The organism is Paenibacillus sp. FSL R5-0908, assembly GCF_038006245.1.
GTDB classification, from domain to species: Bacteria; Bacillota; Bacilli; order Paenibacillales; family Paenibacillaceae; genus Paenibacillus_AQ; species Paenibacillus_AQ odorifer.
Genome location: NZ_JBBOUV010000001.1, coordinates 6,716,777 through 6,729,459, shown reverse-complemented (window position 1 = coordinate 6,729,459; position 12,683 = coordinate 6,716,777). Strand labels below are relative to the sequence as shown.

11 protein-coding genes and 1 rRNA gene are annotated in these 12,683 nt (G+C 45.9%); all 12 read left to right on the top strand.

Annotation, left to right across the window (positions count from 1 at the left end):
* The first annotated feature begins 36 nt into the window (after positions 1-36).
* The 12 genes from rrf to ispF all read left to right on the top strand — a co-directional run bounded on the left by rrf (position 37) and on the right by ispF (position 12,646).
* Positions 37-153: ribosomal RNA gene (gene rrf / locus MKZ09_RS30695) — 5S ribosomal RNA — on the top strand.
* 421 nt (positions 154-574) lie between these two features.
* The gene (locus tag MKZ09_RS30690; protein WP_076208230.1) at positions 575-1,747 is read left to right on the top strand and encodes a GNAT family N-acetyltransferase; all 1,173 of its coding nucleotides are present in this window, start codon (positions 575-577) and stop codon (positions 1,745-1,747) included.
* A gap of 293 nt (positions 1,748-2,040) precedes the next feature.
* Positions 2,041-2,502 carry a CtsR family transcriptional regulator gene (locus MKZ09_RS30685; RefSeq protein WP_036680465.1) on the top strand — a complete coding sequence of 154 codons (462 nt, stop codon included), beginning with the start codon at positions 2,041-2,043 and terminating at the stop codon, positions 2,500-2,502.
* Between the two features lie 30 nt (positions 2,503-2,532).
* Positions 2,533-3,057 (top strand): UvrB/UvrC motif-containing protein, encoded by a 525-nt coding sequence (locus MKZ09_RS30680; protein ID WP_036680467.1) that lies wholly within the window; start codon positions 2,533-2,535, stop codon positions 3,055-3,057.
* Between the two features lie 28 nt (positions 3,058-3,085).
* The gene (locus MKZ09_RS30675) at positions 3,086-4,150 is read left to right on the top strand and encodes a protein arginine kinase (RefSeq protein WP_036680469.1); all 1,065 of its coding nucleotides are present in this window, start codon (positions 3,086-3,088) and stop codon (positions 4,148-4,150) included.
* Between the two features lie 35 nt (positions 4,151-4,185).
* Positions 4,186-6,654, top strand: a complete 2,469-nt coding sequence (gene clpC, locus MKZ09_RS30670; RefSeq protein ID WP_036680471.1) for an ATP-dependent protease ATP-binding subunit ClpC — start codon at positions 4,186-4,188, stop codon at positions 6,652-6,654.
* A 186-nt stretch (positions 6,655-6,840) separates the two neighbouring features.
* Positions 6,841-8,208, top strand: a complete 1,368-nt coding sequence (gene radA, locus MKZ09_RS30665; protein WP_036680472.1) for a DNA repair protein RadA — start codon at positions 6,841-6,843, stop codon at positions 8,206-8,208.
* Between the two features lie 13 nt (positions 8,209-8,221).
* Positions 8,222-9,298: a DNA integrity scanning diadenylate cyclase DisA gene (disA, locus tag MKZ09_RS30660; protein WP_036680475.1), complete on the top strand. Its 1,077-nt coding sequence runs from the start codon at positions 8,222-8,224 to the stop codon at positions 9,296-9,298.
* A gap of 64 nt (positions 9,299-9,362) precedes the next feature.
* A complete protein-coding gene (pssA, locus tag MKZ09_RS30655; protein WP_036680477.1) occupies positions 9,363-10,100 on the top strand; it encodes a CDP-diacylglycerol--serine O-phosphatidyltransferase in 738 nt (245 codons plus the stop codon).
* A 178-nt stretch (positions 10,101-10,278) separates the two neighbouring features.
* Positions 10,279-11,367, top strand: coding sequence for a PIN/TRAM domain-containing protein (locus MKZ09_RS30650; RefSeq protein ID WP_036680481.1), 1,089 nt, complete (start codon positions 10,279-10,281; stop codon positions 11,365-11,367).
* Between the two features lie 95 nt (positions 11,368-11,462).
* Entirely contained in the window at positions 11,463-12,161 is a 699-nt protein-coding gene (gene ispD / locus MKZ09_RS30645; protein WP_076130021.1) for a 2-C-methyl-D-erythritol 4-phosphate cytidylyltransferase, read from the top strand.
* The gene (gene ispF / locus MKZ09_RS30640) at positions 12,158-12,646 is read left to right on the top strand and encodes a 2-C-methyl-D-erythritol 2,4-cyclodiphosphate synthase (RefSeq protein ID WP_036680486.1); all 489 of its coding nucleotides are present in this window, start codon (positions 12,158-12,160) and stop codon (positions 12,644-12,646) included. Before ispD ends, ispF begins: the two co-directional genes overlap by 4 nt.
* Positions 12,647-12,683 lie beyond the last annotated feature (37 nt).

Here is a 12,683-nt window from a genome sequence, read left to right as displayed (position 1 = left end):
AATTTCACGCGGCAGCGTCTGTTTCACAGACGCATGTTTGGTGGCGATAGCGGAGGGGTTCCACACGTACCCATCCCGAACACGACCGTTAAGCCCTCCAGCGCCGATGGTACTTGGACCGAAGGGTCCTGGGAGAGTAGGACGTTGCCAAGCACAAATAGACCACTGTTGATAACTCGACAGTGGCTTTTTTGCGTCTATTATAGATTGTGGAAAACTTGTGGATAATTCATTGGGATTTGCAGAAAACTTACGCACATGTGGATAGATGATTAAAAGGCGAAAAATCACCGGATGGTGTGGATTAAGTACATATTTATGTAGATCTGTCAACAGAAAACCTTAGTAATACACGGGTTGCTGTGGATATAGTCATATTTATGTGGATAGAGGGATTGATAAGTGGATAATTATTTTAACTTGAATAGGACAAGATTACAAGACTATTTTTAAAACAGCTTAAGGCTGTGGATAACTAAATAAAGTTCGAAAAATATCCTTATAATTCGCACACCATACACTCTCTTGTTATACTAACCATAAAAGTAAATTCATAAATGATGAGGTGAGTTTTGTGGATATCAGACAGTTGCACTCAGAAGAGTTTGATCTAAGCATGGATTTATCTGAATATGCTTTTCAATACAAGCTGCCCAGTGAGAAAAGGGCGAATGCTAAGGAAAGATTTAAAGCAGAACGCGTATGGGGTGCTTTTGAAGAAGGTACTTTGGAAGCCAAACTTACTCTTCTTCCATTCGAAGTGTACATACAAGGTAGATTAGTACCTATGGGAGGGCTCGCAGGGGTAGCGACATGGCCGGAGAATCGCAGACAGGGACATGTGGCAAAGCTCCTGGCGCATACGCTGCAAACGATGAATGAGGCGGGGCAGACATTATCTTTTCTGCATCCGTTCTTGATCCCCTTTTATCGCAAATTTGGTTGGGAAGTTTATTGTGAATATAAGAAATACTCCATTCCTGTTGCCAAGTTTCCCAAGAAGGTTGAAGTTGAGGGCAAGGTAAGACGTGGTGTTAAAGATATCGAAGTATTGGACAACTTATACAATCGTTTTGCAGTTAGATATAACGGGACACTTAAGCGCGATTTGGACTGGTGGGAGAACTCTGTTCTGGATGATGAAGGTCAGATTGCGGTATTTTACTCACAGCTTGGGGAACCTGAAGGATACGTACTATATAAGATAGAAAATAGAGAACTGGTCATTGATGAATTTGTGTTTTTGAACGAACAGGCCCGGCAGGGGCTGTGGACATTTCTTGCGAATCACGATTCGATGGTGACCGGTGCATCGCTAAAACTGGTGCCATCCGATGATATGTTACCCTTTTTGCTGTCTGATCCGCGTATAGAGCAGGAGAATTATCCTTATTTTATGGCGCGTATTGTGAATGCTAAAGTATTTGTGGAGAGTTATTCTTTTAAGCGTCACAGCAGTCAGAAGAAGCAGGTTATTTATATTGAAGATAAATATGCCCCATGGAATGACGGGTTGTGGGAATGGACGGTCTCCGAAGAGGGAGCAGCAGCTTTCTTGCGTATAGAGGGTGAACGGGATGCAGCTGACTTAAGCTGTGATATTGGTACGCTGACGATTCTAATGTTTGGATATAAACGCTCGGCAGAGCTGGCTCGTTATGGACTTGTGACTGGTAATCCGACGTCTCTGGAATGGCTCGAAGAAATCATACCGCAAGCTGAAACCGCACTTTTTGATCATTTTTAGAAAATAATTAGGCTCTCCCCTTCGAAAGATGCTGGGAGAGTTCTTTATTTCCGAATACATTCGCTGAAAAAAGTGAAAAATAAGAGAATCCTCTTGGAATTAGCACAGAATATGTTATAATATTAAAAAGTCAAAGAAAGTCAAAGTCAACGCACCTGATGACATACAGTGCGATCCTCTGAATTCGTGAAGTTTTCTTCAGACTTATATGAATGAAGTTCACTAATGAATGTCATTAAGGATGCGGCCGCAAGCGATATTATGAAGCTTTAAAGAGCACTGGAGGATGAGTGATGCGCAATATCTCTGATATTATTGAACAATATCTGAAGAATATTTTGCATGAAAGTCCCGAAGGTACGGTGGAAATCCAGCGAAATGACCTGGCGGACCAGTTCTCATGCGTACCGTCACAGATCAATTATGTTATTAGTACACGCTTTACACTGGAAAAAGGCTATGTGGTGGAAAGTAAGCGTGGTGGCGGGGGATATATTCGTATTCAACGTTTTGAATTGCCGCCCAACGTGGCACTGCATGCCCATTTAAACCATACTATAGGTGGCGGGATAGATCAGAACGCTGCCGAAGGGTTGATTTATCAGCTGGAGGAAGCTGGTTTTCTAAGCAAGCGTGAGGCGTGTCTTATGCGCGCTGCTGTTTCTCGGGATTGCCTAACGGTTAAGATTCCATATCGGGATGAGATTCGGGCCAAGATTATGAAGGCGATGTTAATCTCTTTGTTAGGCAAATAATTGTCAATCATAAGGGAGGGGCTTTCGCTTATGCAATGTCAGGAATGTGGCGTCAAGCCAGCAACACTCCATTTCACCAAGATCGTGAATGGAGAGAAGACAGAATTTCATATCTGCGAGAGCTGTGCTCGGGAGAAGGGTGAACTGATCCCGGGAACTGCTGGAGGATTCTCCATTCACAGCTTGCTGTCTGGTCTGCTTGATCTTGAAGGGGCCGGTAAGGAAAAGACGGCTGCTACGAAGACTACGCAGAGTCTGCAATGTGAGAATTGTGGGATGACGTACTCGCAGTTTAGCAAATTGGGTCGTTTTGGCTGCAGCTCCTGTTATAAATATTTTAACAGTGCACTGGACCCGCTCTTTAAACGGGTGCATGGCAGCACTTCTCATGTAGGCAAGATTCCCAAACGTGCTGGAGCACAGATTGTGTTCAAACGGCAAATTGATGAATTGAAGCTGGAATTACAGCAAAGTATCGCACAGGAGGAATTCGAAACTGCGGCAGAGCTGCGGGATCAAATTCGCCAACTTGAAAAAGAAATGGCACAAGAGTAAAGTCTTTGATATATAGGGGGGATATGACATGTCAAGTCTCCGATTTACTGAACAAGCGCTTAGTGATTGGATGCGCTCGGGAGGCAGTCACTCCGAGATTGTAATTAGCAGCCGTATGCGTATTGCACGTAATTTAGAGCATCTTCCATTCCCTATGCTTGCTTCCTTAGAGCAATCGGAAGAAGTATTAGAGCTGCTGGCCCCTGTGTTTCATGGGGAAACTGCTGCCGAATTCGGATCTTTTCAACTGATAAAGCTTGCTGAAGTGAATGAACTGGACAAAAAGGTATTGGTCGAGAAACATCTTATCAGTCCTAATCTGGCCAATGATTCACGTGGCGCAGCTGTAATATTAAATGAAGATGAGTCGGTCAGCATCATGATTAACGAAGAAGACCATCTGCGGATTCAATGTCTGTTCCCGGGTCTTCAGGTAAGAGAAGCATGGGAACGTGCGACCGCCATCGATGATATCTTCGAATCGGCTGTTAATTACGCTTTTGATGATAAAAGAGGATATTTGACCAGTTGTCCCACCAATGTGGGTACAGGGCTGCGTGCCTCAGTAATGCTGCATTTGCCAGCACTAGTAATGACCCAACAGATCAATCGCATATTGTCAGCAGTGAATCAAGTGGGATTGACTGTAAGAGGAATTTATGGTGAGGGCAGCGAAGCAGTAGGGAACATCTTTCAAATTTCCAATCAGATTACTCTCGGTCAAACGGAAAGTGAAATCATCGAGAACCTTCACAGTGTAGTCACCCAGATTATAGAGCATGAACGAAATGCCCGTGAAAGGCTGCTTGTAGATTCCGCTTTAAGAATTACAGACCGAGTCAAAAGATCTTATGGGATTTTGTGTTATGCCGCTCTAATGGAGCTTAAAGAATCCGCACAACGGCTATCTGATGTGAGACTTGGGGTCGACCTTGGCATACTGGAAGGCCCTTCGATTTCCGTGCTTAATGAGCTTAACGTTAAGACACAGCCAGGATTTCTGCAAAAAATGTTCGGTGATGAGATGAACGCCACTGAACGGGATATGTATCGGGCGAAACTGCTCCGAGAAACACTGGGAACACAACATTAATATAGATATTTATTATTCATGGAGGTGCAGGAGATATGATGTTTGGAAGATTTACGGAACGCGCACAAAAAGTGCTAGCGCTAGCGCAGGAAGAAGCTGTTCGTTTAGGACACAACAATATTGGCACAGAACATATTTTGCTAGGACTTATTCGTGAAGGAGACGGCATTGCTGCTAAAGCATTAATCGCTTTGGGTCTGGGTCTTGAGAAAATCCAGGACGAAGTGGAGACACTGATTGGCAGAGGCCAAGAACAACCTACGAACATTGCTTATACTCCTCGCGCCAAAAAAGTAATCGAGTTGTCGATGGACGAAGCCCGCAAGCTGGGACATACGTATGTCGGCACTGAGCATATTCTGCTAGGACTTATTCGTGAAGGAGAAGGTGTCGCGGCTCGTGTGCTTAATAACCTCGGCATCAGCTTGAACAAAGCTCGTCAGCAAGTGCTTCAGCTTCTGGGAAGCAGCGAGGCTGCATCCAGCCATAGCGGAACACCTGCTAATGTCAGCACACCGACTCTAGACGGTCTAGCACGCGATTTGACGGCTTATGCCAAGGATGGCAACCTGGATCCAGTTATCGGTCGTAGCAAGGAAATTGAACGTGTTATTCAGGTACTGAGCCGCCGGACGAAGAACAACCCGGTGTTGATAGGTGAACCTGGGGTGGGTAAAACAGCTATTGCTGAAGGCTTGGCCCAAAAGATCATTAATAATGAAATTCCAGAAACACTGCGCGACAAACGCGTAATGACGCTCGATATGGGCTCTGTAGTGGCTGGTACTAAATATCGCGGTGAGTTTGAAGACCGCCTCAAGAAAATCATGGATGAGATTCGCCAAGCGGGGAATATCGTACTCTTTATCGATGAGCTTCATACGCTGATCGGTGCTGGTGGCGCAGAAGGTGCTATTGATGCATCTAACATTCTTAAGCCGGCTTTAGCCCGCGGAGAACTTCAGTGCATCGGTGCGACGACGCTGGATGAATATCGTAAATATATTGAAAAAGATGCAGCTTTGGAGCGCCGTTTCCAACCTATTACGGTGGATCAGCCATCTCCAGAAGAAGCGGTACAAATTCTATTTGGACTTCGTGATCGTTATGAAGCACATCACCGTGTGAAAATTACGGATGAAGCTATCGTGGAAGCTGTAAAGCTGTCTGATCGTTACATTCCGGATCGTTTCCTGCCGGATAAAGCCATTGACCTTATCGATGAAGCAGGGTCTAAAGTAAGGCTTCACTCTTACACTATCCCGCCAAATCTGAAGGAACTAGAAATGCGCTTGGATGATATCCGCAAGGAGAAGGATTCCGCTGTTCAGAGCCAAGAGTTTGAGAAAGCGGCTGCCCTGCGTGATACGGAGCAAAAAATCCGTGAAGAGCTTGATACGACTAAGAACCAGTGGAAAGAAAAGCAAGGACGCACCGATTCTGAAGTTACTCCTGAAGATATCGCACAGGTTGTAGCAAGCTGGACGGGGATCCCTGTAAGCAAGCTGAAGGAAGAAGAGACCGACCGTCTGCTTAATATGGAAGCTCTGCTGCATGAACGAGTGATTGGTCAGGACGAAGCTGTTAAGGCTGTCAGCCGGGCATTGCGCCGGGCGCGTGCGGGTCTTAAAGATCCGAAACGTCCAATGGGCTCCTTTATCTTCCTCGGTCCTACGGGCGTAGGTAAAACTGAGTTGGCACGTGCGCTTGCTGAAGCCATGTTCGGCGATGAGAATGCGGTCATCCGTATTGATATGTCGGAATACATGGAGAAGCACTCCACGTCCCGTTTAGTTGGTGCCCCTCCTGGATATGTCGGCTATGAAGAAGGCGGCCAATTAACAGAGAAGGTACGTCGTAAACCATACTCTGTAGTACTGCTTGATGAAATTGAAAAAGCGCATCCGGAAGTATTCAACATTTTGCTGCAAGTGCTTGAAGATGGTCGTCTTACCGACTCTAAAGGCCGGGTAGTTGACTTCCGTAATACACTTATCATTCTGACCTCTAACGTAGGCGCACAGGCAATCAAGAAGAATTCGACGCTTGGATTCACGGCTGTGCAAGATGCAGGAGCAGAATATGGCAATATGAAGGGCAAGGTTATGGAAGAGCTCAAGAAGAGCTTCCGTCCAGAGTTCTTGAACCGGATCGACGAAATTATCGTCTTCCACTCACTCGATGAGAAACATATCGCTGAGATCGTTACGTTGATGTCTGATGAGCTCCGCAAGCGCCTGCGTGAATATGATGTTGATTTCGTACTCACGGATGCAGCGAAGGCCTTCTTGGCTAAAGAAGGTTATGACCCAGCCTTCGGTGCGCGTCCATTGCGTCGGGCAATTCAGAAGCATATTGAGGACCGCCTTTCTGAGGAATTGTTGAGAGGAAATATCCAAAAGGGTGATTCCCTCAATATTGATGAGGTGGGCGGAGAGCTTGTGGTGACTAAAGTGGACGCTCCAGTAGCGCCAGCGCTTGAAAAAGAAGTAGAATCCGAATAAAATAAACAAGGCTTTCGCTCCTTATTTATAGAGGAGCGAAAGCTTTTTTTATTGGAAATAGATCAATTTAAAATATACATTTAATGCAAATACCGAATGACCTTTCGTTAAAGGGGTAGAAATGGTAAACTTTCATTAGAAGAAAATGATCCGAATTGTAAACAGTTCGGACCGTAAGGAGAACAAATGGCTAAAGCAAAAACAAAATTTTTTTGCACCGACTGTGGATACGAATCGCCAAAATGGTTCGGGAAATGCCCAGGGTGCCAGGCTTGGAACTCCATGGTGGAGGAAACGGAAAGCGTAGTCAAAACACAGGGAATGAATGCCCCTATTTTTCATAGTAAAGAAAAGGCACAGTCGATCATAAGTATAGAAAGTGACAAGGAACCGCGCATACTGACAGGTATAGGTGAGCTTAACCGTGTTCTCGGTGGGGGGATCGTACCAGGATCGCTGGTACTAGTAGGGGGAGACCCAGGAATCGGTAAATCTACGCTCTTATTACAGACCTCGCACGCCCTTACAACACAGGGATTGCGAGTACTGTATATCTCGGGCGAAGAATCGGTAAGGCAAACTAAGCTGCGCGCGGATCGCCTCGATGCGTTGTCAACGGAGCTTTATGTACTATGTGAGACAAATATGGAAAGCATAGAAGAAGCGATCGAACAAATCCAGCCACAATTTCTTGTCATCGATTCTATTCAGACCGTATTTATGCCAGAAGTAACGAGTGCGCCAGGCAGCGTGACCCAGGTTCGGGAGTGTACGACAAGATTTATGCGTATCGCTAAGATTCGTGGAATTGCAACAGTTCTCGTTGGTCATGTTACCAAGGAAGGGGCTATTGCTGGACCACGGATGCTTGAACATATGGTGGACTGCGTGCTGTATTTTGAGGGTGAGCGGCATCATACGTATAGACTTTTGCGGGCTGTAAAAAACCGCTTTGGCTCTACGAATGAAATCGGCATTTTCGAAATGGGTGAAGCGGGGCTTACCGAAGTAGAGAATCCATCGGAGCTCTTTTTATCGGAACGTCCGCTTGGCGTGGCTGGTTCTACTGTGGTGGCCAGTATGGAGGGAACTAGACCTGTGCTTGTAGAACTTCAGGCACTTGTTGCTGCCACCCACTTCCCTTCTCCACGGCGAATGTGCACAGGCATGGATCACCAGCGGATGGCACTTATTATCGCTGTACTCGAGAAACGGATGGGCATGTTCCTGCAGAATCAGGATGCATACCTGAATGTTGCCGGGGGAGTAAAGCTGGATGAACCGGCGATTGATCTAGCTGTAGCTATTAGTATCGCCTCCAGTTTTCGTGATATTTCAACAAAACCTTACGACGTTTTCTTCGGAGAAGTAGGACTTACCGGTGAGGTAAGAGGCGTTTCGCGCGCGGAAATGCGCGTTAAGGAGGCCGCGAAACTTGGCTTCCGGCGGGTGATTATGCCTGAGAAGAGCATGAAGGGATGGAAGCACCCGCAAGATATCCAGATTATTGGCGTCAGTACCGTAGCAGATGCACTATCGGTCGCGTTAGATTAGGGGGCACAGGGATATGAAAGAATATAACCAATTAGAGAATATGAATGATCTGCTCAGACTGGCGGCACCGGGTACACCTTTTCGGGAAGGTTTGGAGAATGTGCTGCGCGCTAAGACAGGGGCGCTTATTGTCGTAGGGTACAGTCCTGAGGTGATGGACGTAGTGGATGGCGGATTCTCCATTAACTGCGATTTTTCGCCCAATTATTTATATGAGCTAGCTAAAATGGACGGAGCTATTATTCTAAGTGAGGATTTAAAGCGTATATTGTATGCTAATACACAACTTATACCGGATTCCTCTATCTCATCCATCGAGACGGGGATCCGTCACCGGACCGCGGAGCGGGTAGCGAAGCAAACGGGTAAGCTGGTAGTTTCCATTTCACAACGCCGCAATATCATCACGCTATATCAAGGCTCGATACGTTATGCGCTCAAAGAGATCGGAGCTATTTTGGCAAAGGCTAACCAAGCGATTCAGACACTCGAGAAGTATAAAGCAGTGCTCACGCAAGGACTGACGAATTTGTCAGCTTCAGAATATGAGGGCATTGTTACCGTTGCTGAAGTAGTGGGTGTTATCCAGCGTGTAGAGATGGTTTTGCGCATAAAAATGGAGATCAAACGCTATATCAACGAATTGGGCAACGAAGGACGCCTGATCAGCATGCAGATGGAAGAACTGGTTGGAAATACAGAGGAAGAAGCATGGCTTCTATACAGAGACTATGCTAAGGAAGAGCAGGAAGATAAAATCCGTGAAATTATCGCCGGTCTCAAACGGATAAGCGATGATGATCTGATGGATGACAACCATATTGCCCGTATATTGGGTTATTCTTCTACGGCAATTACCTCTGAAGAAGTGGTGACTCCACGTGGTTATCGCCTGCTTAACAAAATTCCGCGGCTTCCGAATGTGATCATTCACAATCTGGTGGAGCGGTTTGAAATGCTGCCTAATTTGATGTCCGCAAGCATAGCTGAATTGGATGAAGTGGACGGAATTGGGGAGGTGCGGGCCCGTAATATTCAGGATGGGCTCAAACGTTTACAGAAGCAAGTTCTTATTGACAGGCAAATGTAAATAACATACAATCACGTAATATTGGGGACGTTAAAGGCCAAAGTTAGAAAATTGAGGTGAAGAAATGATACAAAAATCAATTCCGAGTCTTTTTACGATAGGTAATTTGATGCTCGGAATGTTTGGTATCATGATGGCGTTTGACGGTAAGATTAGCATGGCCGCTATCATGGTTATTATTGCTATGCTGTTAGACGGCTTAGATGGTCGAGTAGCTCGCGCTCTAAAATGCGAAAGCGAATTTGGCAAGGAGTTGGATTCCTTATCTGATGTCGTTTCTTTCGGAGTCGCACCGGCCGTTATTTTGTACGTCTCAAGCCTGCAGGATCTGAACTCTGCATTAGGCTGGACAGTAACTGCAATTTTTCCGGTGTTTGGTGCTTTGCGCTTAGCCCGTTTTAATGTTCGTCCGGGGGTTCCGGGTTATTTTATCGGTTTGCCAATTCCTGCTGCAGGTGGTGTACTGGCCACATTAGCTCTTTTTAATAAAGATGTTTCGGCTCCGTTTATGATTGTTGCTACACTGCTCTTATCCTATTTGATGGTCAGCACTGTTAAATATCCTAATTTCAAAAAGATTGGATTGCCGAAAAAAGCGGTGGTTGGAGCGCCAGTGGTTATTGTTGTTGCAGTGGCTGTAGCTGTTGTGTTCCCAGAGCAAATCGCTAAGCTGATCTTTGTCTTACTTGGAATTTACGCATTATACGGCTTTAAGCAAAATATTGATCGGTTGACAGCCAGACGCCGTCATCGTCGTCGTAGCCGTTCAGAGGATAAAGTGTATCACTCCAAGAATGGTTAATCGGCCCATAAAGGTAAGGTAACTGAATAAATTATGACCAAAGGTTTTGTCTTCCCTGGGGGATGGCAAAGCCTTTTTGCATTTCCAGCGCTAACCCAAGTTTATCGTCTTGAAAATTGGAACATACTGGTGAGGAATAGATCCATTTAGGATGAATAAAAAGGAGGTGCGTTAGGTTATGTGGAAAAAAGTGATTTTGTCTTTTGCCTTAATATGTGGTGCTTGGTCAGGTTTTTCGCTATACCATGCGCTCGAAAGAGGATTCCCCAAGGGGATGGAAAAGCTGGGTGAAAGCTTACCTGTAGAAGGAAGCATTTTATTTACGGTGCTGGGTGCCATTATTTTTTTGTTTGCGGGGTCTTTATGCGCGGAATGGGGAGGTTCAAAACTGCGGGAGGCGGTTCACTACTGTTCGCGTATTCCAATGAATGAATTAGCTGCAAGTGCAGCTGGGCTTACAGGGGGGCTTCTGTTATCTCTCTTGTTATATCCTGCAATGATCTGGCTGGGGAAAGCTGGGCAGCTGCTGCAAGTGCCGGCAACGTTAGCTTTTGGATACCTGGGACTGCGGATCGGTTTGGAGAAAAAAGAGGAGCTAGCTGCACTTTGGACATCTGGACGCTGGGGCCAAGCGGCTGAGCCGGAAGGCCGCGGGCTTGAGGAACATAAAATCCTCGACACAAGTGTTATTATCGATGGAAGAATCGCTGACATTTGTAAGACGGGATTTATTGAGGGAACCATTGTCATACCTGAATTCGTGCTTGAAGAGCTCCAGCATATTGCTGATTCTTCGGATCTGTTGAAGCGGAACCGGGGACGGCGTGGGCTTGATATTCTCAATAAAATTCAAAAAGAGCTTGATGTGAAGGTATTGATCTATGAGGGAGATTTTGAAGAAATCTCTGAGGTTGACAGTAAGTTAGTGAAGTTAGCGAAGGTACTGCAAGGTAAAGTAGTCACTAATGATTTCAACTTAAATAAGGTTTGCGAATTGCAGGGTGTTTCGGTTCTGAATATTAACGATCTGGCGAATGCTGTGAAGCCAGTAGTGCTGCCTGGTGAGGAAATCGTAGTTCAGGTCATTAAGGATGGCAAAGAGCATGGGCAAGGTGTAGCCTACTTAGACGATGGAACGATGATTGTTGTAGAGGGCGGACGGGAATATATCGGGACTACGATGGAGGTTCTGGTCACTAGCGTGCTGCAAACTTCGGCTGGCCGAATGATATTTGCTAAGCCAAAACTTTTAGAAAAAGCGCAATAAGTAAAGATAAAGTGTATGGGGACTGTCCTATGGGTTGGAAATGCCCGCCAAACACGTTATGATGGGATTATACGTGAAAGACAGGAGCCAGATTAATGTCAAACAGTGTGGGCGTCGTCATTGTGGCGGCAGGCAGAGGAACGCGAATGGGAACTGCGGAGAGCAAGCAATATTTGTTACTGCAGGGGAAGCCGATTATCGTTCATACGCTGGAGGTATTCCAGCAGCACGAATTGATCTCTGAAATCGTGCTCGTAACCGGTGAAGAGGATATTGAACGCTGCCGGGAATGGATACAGCTCTATAAGCTGGACAAGGTTAAGGCTATAGTAACTGGTGGATCTGAGCGTCAGCATTCCGTACATAAAGGGTTGTTGAAACTTACGACACAGTGGGTAATGGTACATGATGGTGTTCGTCCGTTTGTACAGCCGAATGAAATTGAGGCTTGCTACGAACGAGCGAAGCAGATGGGTGCTTCGGTTCTTGCTGTACCCGTCAAGGATACGATCAAACAGGTGGATAATGAAGGACAAGTACTATCTACGCCGGATCGGCGAAGTCTGTGGGCGATTCAAACCCCGCAGACTTTTCGTCTTTCTGATTTGCTGGAGGCTTATGCAGCGGCGGAGCGGGATGGCTTTCTGGGCACCGATGACTCCAGCTTGGCGGAGCGTGCGGGGATTCCGGTTTCTGTGGTAGAGGGAAGCTACAGAAATATTAAGATTACGACACCTGACGATTTGGATTATGCAGAATTCACAGAAAGAAACAGGGGAGAGGGACAATCATGATCGCTGTAGGACAAGGATTTGATGTGCATCAGCTGGTAGAGGGCAGGCCTTGTATTATTGGGGGAGTTACGATTCCTTACGAAAAAGGATTGCTTGGGCATTCCGATGCAGATGTGCTGCTGCATGCAGTTAGTGACGCGATTCTAGGCGCACTTGGACTTGGTGATATTGGCAGACATTTTCCGGATACAGATCCAGCCTTTAAGGACGCAGATAGCTTGAAATTATTAGAAGAGGTATGGGCACTTGCTCGTGAGCGAGGATATAAGCTGGGAAATATTGATTCAACAATTATCGCCCAAAAGCCTAAGATGGCTCCGTACATTCCACAAATGACCGAGATTATCGCACGTGCGCTTAATGCCGACCCGTCCAAGGTGAATGTTAAAGCTACTACAACTGAGCAGCTTGGTTTTGCCGGACGCGGCGAAGGAATTGCCGCACAATCTATTGTCTGTCTACTCCAAGATGTGATATCATCTTGAGATGGTCTAAGTAGTAAATTAAGTTCAACCATATGAA

Excerpts from the sequence above, each read along its gene's own strand:
- MKZ09_RS30650 (WP_036680481.1), top strand. The coding sequence starts at position 10,279 with ATGTGGAAAAAAGTGATTTTGTCTTTTGCCTTAATATGTGGTGCTTGG.
- clpC (WP_036680471.1), top strand. The coding sequence starts at position 4,186 with ATGATGTTTGGAAGATTTACGGAACGCGCACAAAAAGTGCTAGCGCTA.
- radA (WP_036680472.1), top strand. The coding sequence starts at position 6,841 with ATGGCTAAAGCAAAAACAAAATTTTTTTGCACCGACTGTGGATACGAA.
- MKZ09_RS30675 (WP_036680469.1), top strand. The coding sequence starts at position 3,086 with ATGTCAAGTCTCCGATTTACTGAACAAGCGCTTAGTGATTGGATGCGC.
- ispF (WP_036680486.1), top strand. The coding sequence starts at position 12,158 with ATGATCGCTGTAGGACAAGGATTTGATGTGCATCAGCTGGTAGAGGGC.
- pssA (WP_036680477.1), top strand. The coding sequence starts at position 9,363 with ATGATACAAAAATCAATTCCGAGTCTTTTTACGATAGGTAATTTGATG.
- MKZ09_RS30680 (WP_036680467.1), top strand. The coding sequence starts at position 2,533 with ATGCAATGTCAGGAATGTGGCGTCAAGCCAGCAACACTCCATTTCACC.
- disA (WP_036680475.1), top strand. The coding sequence starts at position 8,222 with ATGAAAGAATATAACCAATTAGAGAATATGAATGATCTGCTCAGACTG.
- ispD (WP_076130021.1), top strand. The coding sequence starts at position 11,463 with ATGTCAAACAGTGTGGGCGTCGTCATTGTGGCGGCAGGCAGAGGAACG.
- MKZ09_RS30685 (WP_036680465.1), top strand. The coding sequence starts at position 2,041 with ATGCGCAATATCTCTGATATTATTGAACAATATCTGAAGAATATTTTG.